At 48.4% G+C, this 19,243-nt stretch carries 15 protein-coding genes; 2 read left to right on the top strand and 13 right to left on the bottom strand.

The features are described from left to right. The first annotated feature begins 28 nt into the window (after positions 1-28). Positions 29-607, top strand: coding sequence for an AraC family transcriptional regulator (locus PKOR_RS21515; protein WP_046313428.1), 579 nt, complete (start codon positions 29-31; stop codon positions 605-607). Between the two features lie 84 nt (positions 608-691). On the opposite strand, the gene PKOR_RS21510 is transcribed toward PKOR_RS21515, so the two are convergent. The 8 genes from PKOR_RS21510 to PKOR_RS21480 all read right to left on the bottom strand — a co-directional run bounded on the left by PKOR_RS21510 (position 692) and on the right by PKOR_RS21480 (position 12,185). After that, complete coding sequence (locus tag PKOR_RS21510; RefSeq protein ID WP_046313426.1) at positions 692-2,107, bottom strand: MBL fold metallo-hydrolase; 1,416 nt, start codon at positions 2,105-2,107, stop codon at positions 692-694. Between the two features lie 248 nt (positions 2,108-2,355). Then, positions 2,356-3,723, bottom strand: a complete 1,368-nt coding sequence (locus PKOR_RS21505) for an ammonium transporter (RefSeq protein ID WP_046313424.1) — start codon at positions 3,721-3,723, stop codon at positions 2,356-2,358. Positions 3,724-4,083: 360 nt separating this feature from the next. Next, positions 4,084-5,511 carry a S8 family peptidase gene (locus PKOR_RS21500; RefSeq protein WP_084694948.1) on the bottom strand — a complete coding sequence of 476 codons (1,428 nt, stop codon included), beginning with the start codon at positions 5,509-5,511 and terminating at the stop codon, positions 4,084-4,086. 67 nt (positions 5,512-5,578) lie between these two features. Beyond that, a complete protein-coding gene (locus PKOR_RS21495) occupies positions 5,579-6,469 on the bottom strand; it encodes an RNA-guided endonuclease InsQ/TnpB family protein (protein ID WP_052739016.1) in 891 nt (296 codons plus the stop codon). A 4-nt stretch (positions 6,470-6,473) separates the two neighbouring features. Next, a complete protein-coding gene (locus PKOR_RS23825) occupies positions 6,474-6,845 on the bottom strand; it encodes a helix-turn-helix domain-containing protein (RefSeq protein WP_084694878.1) in 372 nt (123 codons plus the stop codon). A gap of 319 nt (positions 6,846-7,164) precedes the next feature. Further along, positions 7,165-9,462, bottom strand: a complete 2,298-nt coding sequence (locus PKOR_RS21490; RefSeq protein WP_046313420.1) for a patatin-like phospholipase family protein — start codon at positions 9,460-9,462, stop codon at positions 7,165-7,167. A 195-nt stretch (positions 9,463-9,657) separates the two neighbouring features. Further along, complete coding sequence (locus PKOR_RS21485; RefSeq protein ID WP_046313418.1) at positions 9,658-11,076, bottom strand: sugar MFS transporter; 1,419 nt, start codon at positions 11,074-11,076, stop codon at positions 9,658-9,660. 371 nt (positions 11,077-11,447) lie between these two features. Beyond that, positions 11,448-12,185 (bottom strand): RNA polymerase sigma factor, encoded by a 738-nt coding sequence (locus tag PKOR_RS21480; RefSeq protein ID WP_148561769.1) that lies wholly within the window; start codon positions 12,183-12,185, stop codon positions 11,448-11,450. 418 nt (positions 12,186-12,603) lie between these two features. On the opposite strand from PKOR_RS21480, the gene PKOR_RS21475 reads away from it, so the two are divergent. Beyond that, positions 12,604-13,521, top strand: coding sequence for a mechanosensitive ion channel family protein (locus tag PKOR_RS21475; protein WP_046313415.1), 918 nt, complete (start codon positions 12,604-12,606; stop codon positions 13,519-13,521). Here PKOR_RS21475 and PKOR_RS21470 read toward each other — a convergent pair. From PKOR_RS21470 to PKOR_RS23820, 5 genes are all read right to left on the bottom strand, one after another. Continuing rightward, on the bottom strand, positions 13,518-14,780 hold the full coding sequence (locus PKOR_RS21470; RefSeq protein WP_046314750.1) for a metal-dependent hydrolase family protein: 1,263 nt from the start codon (positions 14,778-14,780) through the stop codon (positions 13,518-13,520). The genes PKOR_RS21475 and PKOR_RS21470 overlap by 4 nt on opposite strands. 87 nt (positions 14,781-14,867) lie before the next feature. Then, positions 14,868-16,517 carry a M1 family metallopeptidase gene (locus PKOR_RS21465; protein WP_052739014.1) on the bottom strand — a complete coding sequence of 550 codons (1,650 nt, stop codon included), beginning with the start codon at positions 16,515-16,517 and terminating at the stop codon, positions 14,868-14,870. 135 nt (positions 16,518-16,652) lie between these two features. Then, entirely contained in the window at positions 16,653-17,015 is a 363-nt protein-coding gene (locus PKOR_RS21460) for a GNAT family N-acetyltransferase (RefSeq protein ID WP_235336931.1), read from the bottom strand. Continuing rightward, positions 16,990-18,063 (bottom strand): NADPH dehydrogenase NamA, encoded by a 1,074-nt coding sequence (namA, locus tag PKOR_RS21455; RefSeq protein WP_071843178.1) that lies wholly within the window; start codon positions 18,061-18,063, stop codon positions 16,990-16,992. Before namA ends, PKOR_RS21460 begins: the two co-directional genes overlap by 26 nt. A gap of 120 nt (positions 18,064-18,183) precedes the next feature. Next, on the bottom strand, positions 18,184-19,236 hold the full coding sequence (locus PKOR_RS23820; protein ID WP_052739013.1) for an FUSC family protein: 1,053 nt from the start codon (positions 19,234-19,236) through the stop codon (positions 18,184-18,186). Between the last annotated feature and the right edge of the window lie 7 nt (positions 19,237-19,243).

Below are 19,243 nucleotides of genomic sequence, written 5' to 3'. Positions count from 1 at the left end.
ATGTTGTTAAGGTACTTAACTTTACAGTATGGCAACGAAAAAAATATACATAAAGAACATGGTCTGCGACCGCTGTAAGCGTGTGGTGGCTGAGGAGTTGCAAAAGCTCGGGTATGCTGTGTTGCAGGTAGGGCTAGGGGAGGCAGAAATAGCTACAGAAAGTGATGACGTAGATATGGAGCAACTCCGCGATGTACTAGAGAATAACGGCTTTGAACTACTTGATGACCGTAAAACGCAGCTGATCGAGAAAGTAAAGCTGGCGATAATAGAGCTGATTCACCAGGCTGGGGAGCAAGACCTGCACATAAATACTTCTGACTACATTGCTGAGAAAGTAGGGCTGGATTATAATTACATCAGCTCTCTGTTCTCTTCTTTTGAAGGTATAACTATCGAAAAGTACCTGATTCTACAACGCGTAGAGCGGGTAAAGGAGCTACTTGTATACGATGAGCTAAGCCTTAAGGAAATAGCCTATAAGCTTGGTTATAGCAGCGTAGCTCACCTCTCCAGCCAGTTTAAGAAGGTTACTGGCCTTACCCCAAGCCATTTTAAGCAGGTAAAATCTGCTAAGCGCAAAACGCTGGATAAAGTGCAGGAGTAAGATACTGAATAAGTATAAGTATAAAGCAAGCGGGCGGCAGATGTGAATTCTGCCGCCCGCTTGCTTTTATGGGTGCTTTCACCACTACTTTTGCATGCTAGGGCAAGTGAAGGCGGTGCGATGTATGGTTGTCGTTTCAGAAATGGCTTTGTAGCCCCCCTGCACATCTATTACGTTATCAAAACCTCTGGTTTTAAGTATAGATGCTGCGATCATGGAGCGGTAGCCACCGGCACAATGAATGTACAAGGCTTTATCTTTCGGTAGTGCAGCCAAATGTTCGTTCAGGTAGTCGAGAGGGACATGAAGAGCTGCTTCCAGGTGCTCAGACTGGTACTCTCCCGGCTTGCGTACATCTACAATGCAGATTTGATGATCCTGCTTATACTGGTTTTCCAGCTCACTGGCAGGTATGGAAAGTATAGAGTCCATCTCTTTACCTGCCTCAGCCCAAGCTTTTAGGCCTCCTTCCAGGTAGCCAATGGCGTTGTCGTACCCAACGCGGGCAAGCCTTGTTACCACTTCCTCCGCACGGCCTTCATCGGCAATAAATAGAATTGGCTGTTTAACATCCGGGATCAGTGTGCCTACCCAGGGAGCAAAACCACCATCAATGCCAATATTGATAGCGTTCGGGATAAAACCCTTGGCAAACTCCTGTGGCTTTCTGGTGTCCAGTATCAGTGCTCCAGTTTCGTTAGCGGCAGCCTCGAATGCTGCCGGAGATAGCGCCTGCAGACCTTTTGTCATAACCTCTTCTATGTGTGCATAGCCTTCTTTGTTCAATTGCACATTCACCGGGAAGTAGCCAGGAGGAGGAGTAAGACCTTCTGTTACCTCTTTGATAAAATCTGTTTTACTCATGTCGGCACGCAGGGCATAGTTCAGTTTCTTCTGGTTGCCTAGTGTATCGGAGGTTTCTTTGCTCATGTTCTTTCCACAGGCAGAACCAGCGCCGTGAGCGGGGTATACAATCACCTCATCTGCCAGAGGCATTATCTTATTTCTGAGCGAGTCGTACAAGTGCCCTGCCAGTTGTTCCTCAGTTATATCTGATTTCACTGCCAGGTCCGGTCTGCCAACATCGCCTATAAAAAGGGTATCGCCAGTAAAGATGGCATGATCATTTCCCTCCTCACCTTTAAGCAAATAAGTGGTAGACTCCATTGTGTGGCCCGGTGTGTGAAGCACTTTTATCGTAAGCTTACCTACCTTCAACTCTTCGCCATCGGTAGCTATATGCGCTGGAAAAGCAGGCTGTGCGTTAGGGCCAAACACGATTTCTGCACCTGTAGCTTTGGCAAGATCTAAGTGCCCGGATACAAAGTCAGCATGGAAGTGTGTTTCCAATACATACTTTATACTCGCGCCGTTTCTTTCTGCTTTGTCCAGGTAAGGTTTTATTTCGCGTAGTGGGTCGATAATTACAGCCTCGCCATAGCTTTCGATGTAGTAGGCTCCTTGTGCCAGACAGCCGGTATAGATCTGCTCTACTTTCATGCTCTTCAGTGGTTGTTTGATCCGTGCAAATATCAACATTATATATTATTTCTGTAGTGATAAATATCATTTAAGCTGTTTTGGCAGCAAATCAGCACGTTCTGGTATAGGAGCCGGAGCAACAGAAACAGCTCAAACTATTTTCACGCATCCTATAGCTGTTGTATTAAAAACAAAAGCCCCACAGCTAATCCCTTGCATCAGGACTAGTGTGGGGCATTGCCAAACTATAAACTAAAATGAGAAGCCTAAGAGAAAACAGCCTGACGCTCCTGTACTTGCTCTGGTTCAGGATAGTCTTGGCGCTCGTCGTGTTGGCTCAGGTCTAAGCCTATTATTTCTTCTTCCTGAGACACACGAAGTGGTGTGATTAGATCAGTTAGTTTCAGAAGAACGAAAGAGCCACCGAAGGCAAATATGGATACACCTACCAGTGCAGCTAGGTGCACTAAGAATAATTTATACTCGCCAAAAATTAATCCGTTACCTAACTCGATGGCAGGGTTGATAGCCTGGCTGGCAAATACACCTGTTAAAAGCATGCCTACCATGCCTCCTACACCGTGGCAAGGGAAAACGTCTAGGGTATCGTCTACAGTAGTGCGGGTGCGCCACTCTACTACCAGGTTACTGATAATGGCGGCTATAACGCCTATAGCTAATGAATGAGGTATGGTTACAAAACCAGCTGCCGGTGTAATGGCTACTAAACCTACCACAGCTCCGATACAGGTACCCATAGCAGATGGTTTGCGGCCGCGCAGGGCGTCAAAAAAGATCCAGGCAAGTGCGGCAGATGCTGACGCAGTAGTAGTGGTAGCCAGTGCAACAACCGCCAGTGGGCTTGCCCCCATCGCTGAACCTGCATTAAAACCAAACCATCCGAACCATAACAGGCCCGTGCCCAGCATAACGTAAGAAGTATGAGCAGGAGCATGGCTTACCTCATAGCGGCGCTTCAGGTAAAGGGCCGATGCCAATGCTGCCCATCCTGCAGACATGTGCACTACCGTGCCACCAGCAAAATCAAGAACACCTAGGTTAAACAGAAGGCCGTCCGGATGCCATGTTGCATGTGCTAATGGAGCATATATAAACACAAAGAACAGCATGGTGAACAAGGTATAAGAGATGAAGCGAATACGCTCCGCAAATGCCCCGGTAATAAGTGCTGGGGTTATGATAGCAAACTTAAGCTGAAACATGGCAAAGAGCAGTAGCGGGATAGTAGGAGCTGCAGGCCATGGTGCCCCGTCTATCACACCTTTCATCATGAAAAAGGTTAAGGGGTTACCAAACACCCCACCAATCGACTCTCCGAATGCCAGGCTAAAGCCAAAAACCACCCAAAGCACTGTAACAATTGCCATACAAATAAAGCTTTGCAGCATGGTGGAGAGCACGTTTTTCTTGCGTACCATACCGCCATAAAAAAACGCCAAACCAGGTGTCATGATCAGCACAAGCGCAGTGGCGGTAAGCATCCAGGCAGTATCGGCGGTATCTATTTCTGCACTTCCGGCTCCGGTTGCTTCCGGTACAGAAGGAAGTATAAAGGTGGCTATCACTACTAGCAAGAGCAGGAGCATCGGGATACGTGAAAAAGCTTTGGCCATAGGTAAAGTGTTGAGGTTGTAGATTTGTTAAATAAGGTGAGTGTTAGTTATGTGTTTGAGATATTAATACGTAATTTATTTAAAAATATTTAATAAAAACAAATTAGTAATGTTAATTATTTAATAAATATGTATTAAAGGTGCGAATTATGCAGTTGAGGTGCGATAAGTGATCACAAAAAGGGGAAGGGACACGATGCACTAAAGACAGGTACTTGTCCAAGTAAAAATACTTTCATAGTGAAGGAAGAGTGATAAAGATAGGATGCTATAAAAGCATTCAAGAAAGGTACTTTCAAAAACAAAAAGCCTCCCCAAGCATAAGCTCGGGGAGGCTTTTTGTGACAGTTTATGACTGCTTTACTGTATGGCAGAAACAGCTTTATAAGCATTTACTCGACCATGGCCGTAGTAAGGGTCTCTACCCGGTTTGCCAAGATCATCGGCAGAGGCACGGAGAGCAGCTTCAACTTTCTTAGGGTCCATGCTGCCGCCGTTCTGGCCAATGATAAGAGCGGCTACACCTGCTGCATGCGGAGAGGCCATACTTGTACCGGCATTCCAGTTGTATCCTCTTTCAGTTCCGGTGCTTAGCACCATATCTAGCGCCCAAACAGGTATTCCTAAAGAGGAAAGCTCATTTGTAGGGTACGAAAAGTCACCTCCTGGTGCTGCAAAGCTAACTGCAGGTGTGCCAAAGTTTGTATAAGAGGCAACACCGTCTAAGTTAGTAGTAAGAGGATTATTGAACCAACCAGTAGGAGCCGTTGAGGAAATAGAGATAACGTTAGGTGCGCTGGCCGGAATGTAAACCAGGGACTGATCTTTATTACCGTTGTTACCATCGTTACCAGCTGATGAAATAACAGTTACACCTTGCTGGGTAGCATACGTGGTAACTCTGCTGATTGCATTAAGAAGCTCCTGAACGGCCTTTGTGTCATTAATCATGTTGCCATTTTCATCTAAGAACTTACCATTGCGAGGCAAGCCAGCACCTAAGCTCATATTTATCACGTCAGCGCCTTCTGCAACGGCATGTAGTATACCCTGCATCATCCAGGAGAAACTGCCGGAGCCCGAATCACGGAGTACTTTTACAAGTATTAGCTGTGCATCAGGAGCAACTCCTATTACTCCTAGACCATTATCGGCTGCTGCAATAGTACCGGCAACGTGAGAACCATGGCTGGAGGTACGAACATTAGGTATGCTTTTGAACTGAGCAGGCTCCCCAGGCACAAAAGATGCACTGGAAGCAATATTGCTTTTTAGATCAGGATGATCCAGGAAGAATCCTGTGTCCAGAACGGCGACTTTAACTCCTTTGCCGCGTGCGCCTGCATTCCATGCTGCTGGAGCCTGTATAGCAGTATGCCCCCACTGAAGAAAGAAGTAAGGCTCACTGTCGCCACTGCTGGCAGGGTTAACATTTAGTGCTGCAGCATCAAATGTCTTTTCATTGTCAGGGTTAAGCCACTGGATCTCTGCATCGCGAATTACAGCGCTAACTCCTTGAATTTTGCCAGCCTTTGCTGCAAAATCTGGGTCAGTTGAGGTAACGGTAGCCATGCCAACTTCCTTCAGCAGTCCTGTAACGTTTCCTTTCAGGAACTTTACCTGCCCTTCTAAGTCTGAAGGAAGGCTGTTGGAAGAGGAAATAATAATGAAGCTGTTTGTTTTCAATCTTACAACCGGGTTAGCTGATCCTGCTGTTGCTGCACTTGTTGTCTCAGCACTGAAGGAAGCTTCTGGTGTTACCTGCTCCTCATCAGGTGTACATCCCATAAATAGGCCAAGAGCCGCCAGCACAGGTAGGGCGGTACGTGTGGTAAATTTTTTGACATTCCCACCGCTAAAGCAGGTTGGATTCCTGGGCTACCTCGCTACTGCGACCGTATATCTCCCAAGCTGAAACGGTCTGCCCGACCGCCTTATTTCTTATATTGATGGCTGCGTTCACATCCCTGTCCAGGACGTGTCCGTTAGAACAAGTCCAATACCTGTCTGCTAGCTGCAGGTCGGTGTTACGCCAGCCACAAACCCAGCAATCCTGAGAAGTATGGTTGGGGGCTACCTTCACAAGCTCCCGACCATACCATTTGGACTTGTAGGCTAACATCTGCACGAACTGATACCATCCAGCATCGCTGATGCTTTTGGCAAGCTTACGGTTTTTGACCATATGCTGCACTTGCAGGTTCTCAACTACAATCGCTTGGCTCTCGCGAATGAGTTGCGTGCTGAGTTTATGGTGGAAGTCCTTGCGGGTGTTGCTCACTTTCTGGTGCAGCCTGGCAAGTTTGCCGGCAGCCTTTCGCCTGTTACTACTACCTTTCTTCTTTCTCGATACAGCACGTTGCGCTCTCCTTAACTGGTGCTGATAGCGGTATAGGTGTTTAGGATTATCCACCACCTGACCGTCAGATGTCACGACAAAGGACCTGATACCAACATCCAAGCCTACCACATTGCTTATCTGTGGTAGTCGCTCAATATCCACCTGGCAACACAGCGTCACATACCACCCATCGGCTTCCTTGACAACGCTGGCTGTCTTGATACCCCCCTGCACATCCTGTGACTTGCGGTATTTCACCTTGCCTATCTTGGGCAGTTGTACCGTACTTGTGTTCTGGTGCAGCTTCACACCCTGTTTAAATGTGAATGACCTGTACAGGCTACGTTTGGCGAACCTGGGGAAGCCTTTGCCCTGCTTAAAGAAACCATCGTAGGATTTGAACAACCTATCAGTTACTTCCTGCAGTGTCTAAAGAGTGCACGCACCCGATCCACCCGACCTCCTTGGCAATGGCTGCAAGTTCTTGCTGCATCTGGTTCTTCGATACGGAGATTTGATAGTTGGTCCAGAGGTGTTTCTTGTAGGCCAGACACAGGTTGTAGACATACCTGCACGAACCGAGCCACTGAGTGAAAACCTGTGCCTGCGCCCTGGTGGGTTTGAGTCGGAAGCGGTATGTCTTGATCTGGTTCACGGCTGCTTTTGGCGCCCTGCCCGGTGCAGGGCATGTTTGCTGCAGCAAAGGTAACAGCCGGCAAGTGCAGGCGGTAGAACATAGGGTAAGATCTAACCCAACAAAAGTGAAGGAATGTCGCACCACATCGAGTGGTTCAAAAAGAAAACCAAATTCATCCCTTGGCTAAAGACCCAAGTGCGAGGGCTTTCTTTGGCATTCAATCGTAAGCATAAAAATTAATTAAGGTAAGCGGTTAGATAATGCAGCAACTATTCTGCTGATATTCTGAAAAGATAAATAAAAAAAGTTATGTAACAAGATAGTGCTTTATCATATGTTACTGTTTAAATGGCCAACAGCAGAGTTCGTTGGGCGAAGCTAATACTTGAATGGGTAAAGAAAAGTTTCTAAAAGTACTAGAACATGTTTAAGCCGGAGGGAAGGATGTGCTAAGGTGAGAGTGCTACCAAGGGAGCCTGAACCCAAGGCTAATAAAGCCTCGCCAGTCGGAGTTGCGCTCGTGTGCTAAGCCAGCTGTTATTGGGCCGAAAGGAGTAAGGTAGCCGAGGGTAGCACTGTAGCCCAAGCGGCTATTTCTACCGCGTAGGTTGCGGGAGCCTTGCAACAGACTTGTGTTTAAAAGTGTAGTGCTAGTTTGCAGGTAAAGTTTCTTCCGGAGCTCTACCTGTAATCCAAGCCCGGAGTACAGCAGGTTATCTGTGGAATAGGCAAAAGGCTCGGCAGCTCTGTATTCAACCATATCTGGCAAAACAGAGGTATAACCTCCAACCAGTGTCTCTTCACCTATTGGTAGGTCGTTGTTGGTGTACATTACAAGGCCCTGGCCCAGCATCAGGCTTAGGTTATGGCGGAGAGGTACAACTCCATTGGCACTTAGCGCTACTTTAAAGTAGGGGTCCATATCGTCATGTCCCATCTTATCTTCCCATTCAGAATGTCCCTCTTTGGCGCGAACGCTAAACCTGCTGCCAAAAATAAAGCTACCCTGCAACTCAGCTTTCCAGCCCTTGGTAGGGTAGTAGTGCCGGTCAAGTGTGTTTAGCTTGAAGAAGGACGAGAAAGACCAGTTGCGGACTTTCAGCTGCTCCAGTTGTGTTATGTCTACCGTCATGGTATCCAGGTTTACCTGCCCGGCCACCTGTGGGTAGAGCCGTGTTAGCTTATACTCCAGTTGCTGGCCAAGTGTCCAGGAGTTGTTGGTAGTGGTTTGCCAGCCAAGTGTACCTATGTTAGTGTTTCGTTGAAGTATGGCAACCTTGCTGCCGCTATTGTTAAACAATGCGAAGTCATTTTTAAAGTACTGGCTGCTGAGCTTGGCTGCCAGCTGATTGCGGTAGCCCATATACTTCAGGTAATTTATATCTGTGCGGATGTTTTGCCCTAAATCTGCCTCAGCCACAAAGCGGGATCCTTCCCAAAGCAAGTTGCGGTGTGTAAAGTTTATAGTTGCCCCTGCACGGTTTTCAGAGTCATAGAAAATGGCTGTTTTTAACAATCCCTTGGCAGCCTCCTCCACATTTACCTGCAAATGATGGCTGCTGTCAGTGGGTACCATGGCATAGGATACTTTATTGAAGTGCCCTGTGCCAAAAAGTACTTCTATACGGTCTTCGATGCTGCTGATAGTAGTGGTTTCGTTTTCGTTCAGGCGAAGCCTTCTACGCAGTATGCGGCGAGGCATGGTGCTGGTGCCGCTGATGTAAAGCTGTCCTAAGTGAACAGAATCCTGCAGGGGGCTCAGTTCGGGGTGGTGCATGGGCTCCTGGAAGGAGTTAAAATACTTTGCTAAGCTCTGCAAGCTATCCTCATACTGCCTAGCCACCTGCTCACCAATTCTGATGATTTCCTTCGTGTTCTTAAAGCTGCCCGTGTTATAGTACCCTTCCAGGCTTGGAAGCACATCCACTAAAAGATCTGTTTTCTTCTTTTCGCTTTCCAGGTTTGAGGCGCTCGTGAAGAACGTTGCCTGTACCAGCACATCAATCATAGACTTGAGGTTATGCTCTGGCTCCAGGCCGCTGCCAACATTAACGCCAATAACGAAATCTGCGCCCATGTCCAGCGCCTCCTGTACCGGAAAGTTCTGTACCAGACCACCATCTACCAGCATGCGGCCATCCAGCTTCATAGGCGTAAATACAGTAGGAATGGCCATACTAGCCCGCAGTGCCTCTGGCAGAAATCCCTGCCTTAACACCACCTTATCGCCGGTGGCCAGGTCTGTGGCTACACAAGCAAAGGGTATAGGCAACTTGTTGAAGTCCTGTATACCGTGTGCTCCGCGTGTGAGCCTGATGAGTAGGTTATTTAAAGCCTGCCCCTCTATCAAGCCACTCGGGAAGCTGATCTTTAGTCCCTTTACCGGAAGCTCCAGCAAGTAACGGCCATAGTATTCCTTTTCTTCCATGGCAATCTGGCTTAACGGAACCTGGTTGCTTAGCAGCATTTCCCAGTCCTGTTCCAGGGCAATTTTCTCTATCTCACTGGCAGAATATCCGAGGGCATACAAAGCACCTACCAGGCTACCCATACTTGTACCAGTAATATAATCGGGGCGTATACCAGCTTCCTCCATTACTTTCAGGAAGCCAATATGAGCCATACCTTTTGCGCCACCACCACTTAGCACCAGCCCTATTTTGGGGCGCTGCAGGGGCTGCTTTTTACCCACCTGTGCCGTAACTGTCGCAGGTGCGATCGTTAGGAGTAGCAGCAGTATAGATATCAGGTGGAGCTTCATGCAGGTCTTGGATAATCTTGTGCCTTGTATTTTATAGTAACTCTAGGAGTGAACGCCAGAGTATAATTGCAAAGCCACCGGTAAGTTAAACAATTCTGGGCGAGTAACTAATGTGCGGTTTGCTAAAACTGTGTCATAACAAAAAGGCCAGTCTGCATGTACAGACTGGCCTTTGAAAGTATAGGCAAGTATCGATTATACTGCCTCGTCTCTAACTTTGGATCCGGCAAATCCATAGTACATAATGTAGAGGTAGCACACCAGTGGCACCAGGAACGAAAGCTGCAGGTTACCTGTGACATCTGCCACATAGCCTTGCAGTGGTGGTATAATGGCACCGCCAACAATAGCCATTACCAGTAGCGAAGAACCTTGGCTGGTATGTACACCAAGTCCTTTGATAGCCAGGGTAAAGATGGTTGGGAACATGATAGAGTTAAACAGGCCAATAGCAATGGCTGACCACATGGCTACCGCACCAGTAGCAAAGCTGGTTATTAGCAACAGCACCACTACAGTGGCTGCGAAAACACCCAGTGTTCTGCTTGGAATAAAGCGACCCAGCATCAAAACAGCAAAGTTAAGGGCAATTAGGCCAAGGCCGATCAGTGCTTCGTTCATGCCATAGGCGAAGTACAACAGGACAAATACCACTGCTGCAATGCCAGCAATAATCATGTATTTACGGTTGGCGTTTGTCATGCCAGATAATGCTACAGCGCCAAAGAAGCGGCCAACCATGGCTCCACCCCAATAGAAGGCCAGAAAGTGACCAGCCTCTGCTTCTTCCAGACCAGCAATCTCCGGAAGCCTGAAGAAGTTAATGAGCGCACTACCTATCGCTACCTCGCCTCCTACATAGGCGAAAATACAGATGATGCCAAGTACCAGGTGGCGGTAGCGCAGCGCGCCAGCATCTGGTTTGATTTCATCCTCGCTTTGAATGCTTGGCAAGTTAGCTATCTTGATAAGAAAAGCTATGGCCAACAGTGCGGCGGCTAAGCCAAGGTAGGGCATTTTTACAGAGTCTGCTCCAGTATCTGTGGCACTTACAGCACCAAAAATCAGGTAACCTCCAATAATAGGAGCTACAGTGGTTCCAAGTGAGTTTAGGGCCTGTGTCATGTTCAGGCGGCTGGCAGCTCCTTCGGGCGGACCAAGTATAGCCACATAGGGATTGGCGGCAATTTGCAGAACCGTAATACCAGAAGCCAAAACGAATAAAGCCCCTAGAAAGAAGCCATAGCTGTGCAGGCTGGCAGCCGGGTAAAACAGCACACAACCTAAGGCGGCAACCACTAACCCAATTATGATACCGTTTTTGTAGCCGATCTTGCGGATTGGGTCGCCTTTACTGATCGACAACAGGAAGTAAAGCAGGGAGATAATAAAGTAAGCTCCAAAGAATGCCGTCTGTATCAGCATAGCCTGGAACAAGTCCAGCGTGAATACCTGCTGCAGCTTCGGGATCAGGATATCATTTAAACACGTAATAAAGCCCCACATAAAGAAGAGCATGGTAACCGTTATCAGCGGCCCTTTGTAGTTTTGAGTAACGGCGTTATTCGGCCCTTTAGTGGCTGTATTAACGTCCGTATGAGTAGCACCGGCCATAATCGTTTGATTTAAGTATTGAGTTTAGTTGTTAGGTTTGCTTAAGTTTTCCTGTAGTGAGCAGGCTTTGAGTTAAGGCTAAGGTTTATCAGTTTAACTTGCTCCTGCCAGTGAAAAGTACATTCTCTGTTCCTTTTCTTTACCAAGAGCTATGCTGCCTTAGCTTGTCAGCTACCAAGTACAGAGATGCAGCTACCCAATCAGGTATCCTTTCGGTTGTGGCATAAAGTACAACCGAAAAGGAAGAATGTGGGGACTTACTCTCTACCCGTATAAGCAAAGGTACAGTTAAATTGGGGATTCAAAAGACCAGAAAGCCTCAATTTTATCCGAAAAAACTATGCTAAAACCAGCGAATGGCGGGAGATAAATTATACTTCCCCAAGGTTGAGCGCAATAGAGTTCTTCCCAGGCAGCGGAGATAAGGTGTGTGAGGAATCATCTTTTGCCGGGCTTAAATTATAGGCTAAATCTCTTACTCGTTTTCCGATAGAAGAGGTTTCTTCCTCAGGCTTAGCATGAAAGAGTTGGTGAAGCTTGTCTATAGCCTTGTAGGTAAGCTTGTACACAGATTTCTGGTCGATGCCCATGATGTCGGCTATCTCCTCGTACTGCAGGCCAGTATAATATTTCAGGAAGAGCACCTCACGCTGCCGCTCAGGTAATTTTGTCAATAGCTGATGAAGCTTCTGCCGGTTAAGCTCCAGGGACTGGGAATTAATGAGCATCACCTCGTGCGAGCTCTCTGTACCTACCTGGTTATCGTTGCTGATTGGTTCGTGCTTACTTTTGAAAGACGCCTTTTTGCCAAGTTCGCAGCGAAAGGCCTTCAGAAGGTAGTTTTTGACACTGGGAGGATTCGAGAGGTTTTCACGGCTTTTCCAGATCTGGAAGAAGACCTGCTGGATGCAGTCTTTCACCAGGTCGCGGTCTGGGGCAATGCGGTGGCCATAGCGAAGCATTACAGGAGCATAACGCCTGTATATGAGGGTAAAATCAGCCTCACTTCCTTCCCTAAACCTATTCCATACTTCCAGCTCTTCCATGCGAACCGAGTTTATATCCAGCTCATTTGTATCTGGTTGTGAAAGCTTCTGCTTCTGAACCATTATATGCCGTAGATCAAAGTGATAGCTAATACAGGCGCTTAGTATAAGCACAGAAGTATAGAAAGCACAGTGCTGCTTATAATCTGAAAGCCACTTAAGACTGCCGCTGCCATACCCGATCTGCTCAAATTTAGGAATATTAATATACAATAAAAATGCTCCTGCTTTGTACTATTACTGTGTTTAAACAACAAGGCCTAATGCTCATTTGTTGTAATGATTTTTAGGCTGAATGATAGCTGTACTATACCGAAAGGGGCGTCTCAAGTGCCAGCAGCATATTTAGCCAGACTGGCATTATTGGACAATTTGCGCCTCGAACCAACAGTTCGTGCAGGTGCAGTTTTTAACACTTGGCCTGAGGAAGACAGAACACTGCACAACCTATTATGCGTAAGCAGGTGCAAAGCTACAGGTCATGCATCGTGTTATAAATTGGTTGGCTACACAGACAGGGTTAAGCCCTGAGTTCTATGAAAGGCTCTTGTTCTCACTGGCCTTAGTAGGCGTATTGTGGCTATTAAGGCTGTTTCTGCAGTACCTTTTTATAAATAAACAGACTGATCTTCGGAAAAAGTATCAGTGGCGCAAAGCTTCTAACTACACGGTCACCGTTGTAGGAATGCTCTTGCTGTCGTACATCTGGTTCGACGGCTTTCGTTCTATAGCTACTTTTCTGGGACTGCTGTCAGCAGGTCTGGTCTTGGCGCTTCGTGAGCCCGTACTTAATATGGCAGGTTGGGTGTTTATTATCTGGAAACGCCCTTTCCATATTGGTGACCGCATACAGATCGGGCAGCACATAGGGGATGTGATTGATATAAGGCTGTTTCAGTTTACCCTGAACGAGGTGCAGGGGTGGGTGAATGCTGACCAGGCTACAGGCCGGGTAGTAAATATTCCTAACCTGAAGGTTTTTACTGAACCACAGGCAAATTACAACTATGGTTTCCCGTTTATCTGGCAAGAGGTATCTGTGCTTGTAACCTTCGAAAGCAACTGGCAAAAGGCCAAGGGTATACTTTGGGAGGTGATGCATGAGCACGCAGAGCAACTAACCGAGGCTGCCCGTGAGCAAATCAGGAGGCAGTCGCAGCAACATCTTATATTTTATGAAGACCTGGAGCCTCACTTGTTTACGCGTGTGCGCGAAAATGGCATTGAGCTAACCATGCGCTATGTATGTAGCCTGTTGCGCCGCCGCCAGAGCGAGCACCTGATTTGGGAGGACGTGCTGACAAAATTTCTCGCTTCACCAGATATCCGGTTTGCTTACCCCACCATAAGGTTTTACCGGGACGGGGAGGGGCAGGAGCCTTTGCCGAAGCAGATTTAGTCCTTATACACTTTGCCACCTTTCATCACAAGCCTTACCTCTCGCACCTGGCTGATGTTCTGAACCGGATCTCCGGAAACAGCTATGATGTCTGCCAGTAAGCCAGGCTTGATGCGCCCTACCTTACCTGCCAAACCAAAAACGTCAGCATTTACGGAAGTGGCAGACTGTAGCACCTGCAGAGGCTTCATGCCATACTCTACCATCATTTCCATTTCACGGGCGTTATCACCGTGCGTAAATACGCCAACATCACCACCCATACAAATAGTTACCCCTGCATCCAGGGCAGCCTTAAAACTCTGCCGCTTTTGCCCGATACGTGCTGGCTCAGGGGCTTGGCCTTTGCGCCAACCGCGGTACTGGCTGATGGCATCGCCGGCGGCCAGAGTAGGGCAGAGGGCCACCTTATGCTTTTTCATAAGGCGATAAATTTCTGGTGTGGCCCCATCACCATGTTCTATAGTGGAAACACCAGCAAGTATGGCGCGATGCATTCCCTCTGGAGTAGAGGCATGCGCTACTACAGGCCTGCCGCTGCTGCTGGCAACCTCCACCATTTGCTTCAGTTCAGCAAGTGTGAAAGTTGGGGCTGCCTCCCCATTTAAGCCCCAGCGGTAATCAGCGTATACTTTGATGATGTCGGCACCATGCCCGATCTGGTCGCGTACTTCGCGGGTAACACCTTCGATACCGTCGGCCTCTGCGGCACCAATCGGCGCGGCAATGTCGTAACTGAGCTCTTTGGGGCCGTAGCTTCCTGTTGCTACCAGTGCCTTGGTGGCAACTAACATACGTGGCCCTGGTACGGCACCTTTTTCTATGGCCTGTTTTAACCCTACATCATCATAGCCGGCTCCCTCTGAGCCCAGGTCGCGTACGGTGGTGAAACCAGCCAGTAATGTTTGCTGGGCATGCAGGGTAGCTCTTGCTATTCGTTCTGCCCTCGACTCACGCAGTACCTGGTTATTCCAGGGTGTCTCGTTATAAGGGTGCAGCAACAGGTGGCTGTGCCCTTCAATCAGACCCGGCAATAAAGTGGTGCCTTTCAAATCCCGGACTACGGCATTGGCTGGTGCCTGCAACCGTGGGCCAACGGCCTCTATTTTATCGTTCTTTACAAGCACCTGCCAGCTTTCACGCATCTGCTTGCCGTCAAACAGCCTGTCAGGTTTAAGTAAAATGTAAGCATCCTGAGCAAAAGCTATTCTAGTGAAGCAGAAAAGTATAAGTGCTGCAAGTATAAAAGTCCGGTACATGGCCATGTTGTCGTAAAATCGCGAATTATAAATATGTGCAATTGCAGAGCTACCTGCAAGTATAACTATCAGACCCGGAAATACTGGCTAAGCAGCGGATACCTTTTGCTCCGTTACATAAAAGTTAGGGTCCACAGTCAGTTTTGCGTTTTTCTTTACGTCTTTGAGCTCCTGCCATTGGGTAGTAGGCTCTAACCACTGCTCTTTCCCGTTGATGTACACTTTTACTGGCATGTTGAAGGTGTCAACGCTGTTTGCCCAGCGGTACTGCAGCTTCTTACCATCCTGCTTATACTCTAGCCTCGGAATGCGCACGTCACGTAGGTACTGATCAAACACGGGTGTCAGGTCGCGGCCTATGTGCTGGCTCAGGTAATTCTCGATCTGCTTGGTTGTGACAGTCTGGTGGTAGAAGTCTTTGTTTAGGCCACGCAAAATGCTGCGCCATTTTTCATCGTTGTTCACGATCTGGCGAAAGTTGTGCAGCATGTTGGCTCCCTTCGGATACATATCGCCTGACCCGGAGTGGTTTACATCATACTTTCCGATGATAGGTTTGTCGTTTTGAATGATGTTTCGAAGCCCAATCACGTACTCATTGGCAGCCTTGGTGCCGTAGTGGTAATCCAGAAACAGGGACTCTGAGTAGTTTGTGAAACTCTCATGAATCCACATGTCAGCAATATCCTTGTATGTGATGTTGTTGGCAAACCATTCGTGGCCAGCCTCATGGATGATGATGAAGTCGAACTTCAGACCCCAGCCTGTGCCACTCAGGTCGCGGCCAAGGTAGCCGTTTTGGTAGCCGTTGCCGTAAGTGACAGAGCTCTGATGCTCCATGCCAAGGTAAGGTACCTCTACCAGCTTAAAGCCGTCCTCATAGAAAGGGTAAGGGCCGAACCAGTGCTCGAAGGCTTGCAGCATCTGGTGCGTTTGCGTAAACTGCTTCTTGGCCTTCTCCAGGTTATAGCTCAGCGGGTAAAAGTTGAGGTCTAGTTTACCTTTCTCCCCCTGGTAAGTATCTGAAAAATGGGCGTAGTCCCCGATACTCACGTTCACACCATAATTGTTTATCGGATTCGCTACATACCAGCTATAGGTCTTGCTACCATCGGCATGTTCCTGAACGCCCTTCAGCCTACCATTGCTAACATCCATCAGGCCTTTTGGGGCACGCACGCTAATGCGCATGCTGTCTGGCTCGTCGTACATATGGTCTTTACAAGGCCACCAAAGGCTGGCACCATCCCCTTGGTTGGAGTTGGCTACAAAAGGCTTCCCGTTGGCATCATATTGCCAGGTCATGCCGCCGCTCCATGGTGGGTTTTCACTTACCTGGGGCTTGCCTCCATAATAAACCTTTATCTCTTTTTCCTCACCTGCTTTTTGCTGCTCCTGTAGCTGTACGTACCACACATTCCCATCCTGCTGTACTTGTAACTCTTTGCCATTCTGGGTTACGCGGCTAATGCGCATTGGTGGCTGCAAATCTACCTGCATGCGCTTTTGTGGCTCCAGTACTTTGTAGCGAATGGTATTGCTGCCCTGCACGCTGCTGTCTTGTGGGTTTACAGCTATATTCAGATGATAAAAGGTAAGGTCCCACCAAGCGCGCTCTGGTGTAATGCTGCCGCGCAGGGTATCTTGGCGGGTAAACTCCTGTGCCTGTGCTGTAGTGGCACCCAGCCAAAGTGCACCGCCAAGGGCCAGCATGCTGAAGATACTGCGTGTGTTCATGTACAAGAATTTAAGATGAGTCAGATAAAAAAAACATCCTGCCTATAGAAATAAATCATAAGCAGGATGTAGTGGCTAAGATAGCTGTTTTGCCTGGCTTGGCAACAGCAGCAGTTAAATTTTATGCATGAAGACCTATACCGGGTATACCATCTCCTGGTACTCAGGGTGGCGCTTTAGGTAGGCCTCTACAACCGGGCAGGAGGCAATTATCTTATAGTTGTTTGACTTGGCATACTCCAACCCCTGCTTTACGAGTTTATCGGCTACGCCTTGCCCGCGGCTATCCTCCGGCACATAAGTATGGTCAAAGTCCATTACTTCGGTTTCGGGGTATGTATAGGTTAGCTCAGCCTCATCTCCATCTATTTGCATGTAAAAGCGCAGGTCTTCCTCGTCATGAATTATGTTCTCGCTCATATTAAAGTTAATTGTTTCGTCTACATTACGGCTGCAGATGCCGGACGTTGGTTTAATGGCGCGGTTTTGCACGCTCATATTGTGGCGGCCACACATGCTCATCGCCCAGTTCAAGGGCTGCATGCATTGGGAAGTACGGGTCACGGAGCAGTTCTCTTGCCAAAAGCACGATATCAGCTTGATTGTTTTGGAGAATTTTCTCTGCCTGCCTGGCATCGGTTATAATACCTACGGCTCCGGTTAAAATGTTAACCTGCTGTCGTACCTGGGCAGCAAACGGCACCTGGTACCCTGGGCCAACAGGGATGGAAGCACGTGGTACATTTCCGCCAGTGGAGCAGTCAATCAGGTCAACGCCTCGCTTCTTCAGCTCCAGGGCCAGGGCCACAGAGTCTTCGCCAGTCCAGCCTCCTTCGGTCCAGTCGGTAGCGGAGATGCGCACGATCAGCGGAAGCTCCTCTGGCCACACCTTGCGCACACGCTCAGTTACTTCCAGCAGCAGTCGTATGCGGTTCTCGAAAGATCCGCCATACTTGTCGGTGCGTTTGTTGCTGAGCGGGGAGTAAAACTCATGCAGCAGGTAGCCATGGGCAGCATGTATCTCGGCTACTTTAAAACCTGCTTGGAAGGATCGTTTCGCAGCTGCCTCGAAGGCATCTATTACGCCTGCAATTTCCTGCTCGCTTAGCTCGTGCGGTACAGGTCCACCTTCTGCAAAAGGTACGGCACTAGGTGCTACTGTTTGCCAGCCGCTCTCCTCCTCAGGGAAGATAGGTGTGGCACCATCCCAGGGACGGTTATGACTGGCTTTACGGCCAGCATGCGCCAATTGTATACCAGGAACAGAACCGTTCTCACTGATGAATTTGGTAATGCGCTGCAGCCCTTCGATATGCTCATCCTTCCAGATACCTAGATCGTGAGGTGTGATGCGCCCTTCAGGAACCACAGCAGTCGCCTCTGAAATGATAAGGCCGGCACCGCCAATTGCACGACTACCCAGGTGCACAAGGTGCCAGTCGGTAGCAAAACCGTCTTTGCTGCTGTACATGCACATAGGCGACACTGCAATACGGTTTCTGAGCGTGAGGCTGCGGATAGTTAGTGGGGAAAAAAGTATAGACATAGTATCAACTCGTTTTGTTAGCCTTACAACAACTGCCGCCATACTTTGTTGTGCCGGCGGAACAGCAGAAGTATACTTTAACGGTAGCTCTGACGGCTACGATACTTTTTCCTTATTTCTCTAACGGGCTGCTTCGGCCAGGATACGGTTGAGGTCAGTAAGTATACTGCCTATGTCGCGCAGAGTACGGTTAGACTTGATGCTGCGCAGCGCATCCAGGCACTGGTTCTGCAACTGCATGGCCTCTTGGATGCTGGCCAGCAGGGCAGGGCGGTAAAGTTCCGGTGGCTCTACCATCGTTCGGCTAAACAAGGTGATACAGGCAGCGGTGGCCTCCATGGCTTCCTGCAGCGCTTGTGTATCCTGCAGGTCTGTCTCAAAAATGTGTCCCGAGTTTAAATCTGCTATGCCACGACGAATGCCCCGAATTTGGGTGGTAATGTGCTCCAGTCGCTTCACGCCAATAGACAAACGGCTGAGGCGTGTGCGCTTGTGGGTAAGAAATGGGTTATATCTGAGGCTTTGTTCGGCGAGCTGTAGTGCTTTCACACTCTTCTCGGTTGCCGCAATCAGTGCATCAGTTTCCTGACGACCTACCAGCTGTCCTTTCTCTGTCTGCTTTAGCTGCGTTGCCAGAAACTGTAGCGTTTTGGTACTCTGCTCACCTAATGCAATTATACTTTGCTCTACCTCCGGAATAGCATTTTGCGGAATGATCAGTGCGTTTATGAGTACGGCTACTACCGAGCCCATCAGCGTCTCCACTACCCGTTCCAGGGCATAGCCATCTTCCTGAAATCCAAAAGCCAGTACCAAAAAAGAGCTTACAGCCACCTGCGAAATGATCTGTGGGTTCATGCGCAGCGCCTTCGAGATGCCCATCCCGATAATGATCACAAGGAAAATAGATAAGCTGCTGATACTGAACCAGTGGCCAATGAGCAGGCTGACAGCCACACCTCCAATGATGCCGATGATGCGCTGCGTTGCTTTCTCCACTGAGTCGGCCACAGTAACCTGCACAGTAAGTATAGAAGCCAGCGGTGCAAAGTATGGGAACTCAGCGCCCAGAAATGTAGTGGCCACAGACCACGAGATGGCAGCAGCTAGTGCTGTTTTAACAATCTGTAGAGTAAGCCCAAAGCGGGCAAAAATATCAAGGGTTTTGGGCATTTTCAAC

This window comes from Pontibacter korlensis, assembly GCF_000973725.1.
GTDB classification, from domain to species: domain Bacteria; phylum Bacteroidota; class Bacteroidia; order Cytophagales; family Hymenobacteraceae; genus Pontibacter; species Pontibacter korlensis.
This window is presented reverse-complemented; position numbering and strand designations above follow the sequence as displayed.

Excerpts from the sequence above, each read along its gene's own strand:
- PKOR_RS21515 (WP_046313428.1), top strand. The coding sequence starts at position 29 with ATGGCAACGAAAAAAATATACATAAAGAACATGGTCTGCGACCGCTGT.
- PKOR_RS21510 (WP_046313426.1), bottom strand. The coding sequence starts at position 2,107 with ATGAAAGTAGAGCAGATCTATACCGGCTGTCTGGCACAAGGAGCCTAC.
- PKOR_RS21505 (WP_046313424.1), bottom strand. The coding sequence starts at position 3,723 with ATGGCCAAAGCTTTTTCACGTATCCCGATGCTCCTGCTCTTGCTAGTA.
- PKOR_RS21500 (WP_084694948.1), bottom strand. The coding sequence starts at position 5,511 with ATGGGATGTACACCTGATGAGGAGCAGGTAACACCAGAAGCTTCCTTC.
- PKOR_RS21490 (WP_046313420.1), bottom strand. The coding sequence starts at position 9,462 with ATGAAGCTCCACCTGATATCTATACTGCTGCTACTCCTAACGATCGCA.
- PKOR_RS21485 (WP_046313418.1), bottom strand. The coding sequence starts at position 11,076 with ATGGCCGGTGCTACTCATACGGACGTTAATACAGCCACTAAAGGGCCG.
- PKOR_RS21480 (WP_148561769.1), bottom strand. The coding sequence starts at position 12,185 with ATGGTTCAGAAGCAGAAGCTTTCACAACCAGATACAAATGAGCTGGAT.
- PKOR_RS21475 (WP_046313415.1), top strand. The coding sequence starts at position 12,604 with ATGCATCGTGTTATAAATTGGTTGGCTACACAGACAGGGTTAAGCCCT.
- PKOR_RS21470 (WP_046314750.1), bottom strand. The coding sequence starts at position 14,780 with ATGTACCGGACTTTTATACTTGCAGCACTTATACTTTTCTGCTTCACT.
- PKOR_RS21465 (WP_052739014.1), bottom strand. The coding sequence starts at position 16,517 with ATGAACACACGCAGTATCTTCAGCATGCTGGCCCTTGGCGGTGCACTT.
- PKOR_RS21460 (WP_235336931.1), bottom strand. The coding sequence starts at position 17,015 with ATGAGCGTGCAAAACCGCGCCATTAAACCAACGTCCGGCATCTGCAGC.
- namA (WP_071843178.1), bottom strand. The coding sequence starts at position 18,063 with ATGTCTATACTTTTTTCCCCACTAACTATCCGCAGCCTCACGCTCAGA.
- PKOR_RS23820 (WP_052739013.1), bottom strand. The coding sequence starts at position 19,236 with ATGCCCAAAACCCTTGATATTTTTGCCCGCTTTGGGCTTACTCTACAG.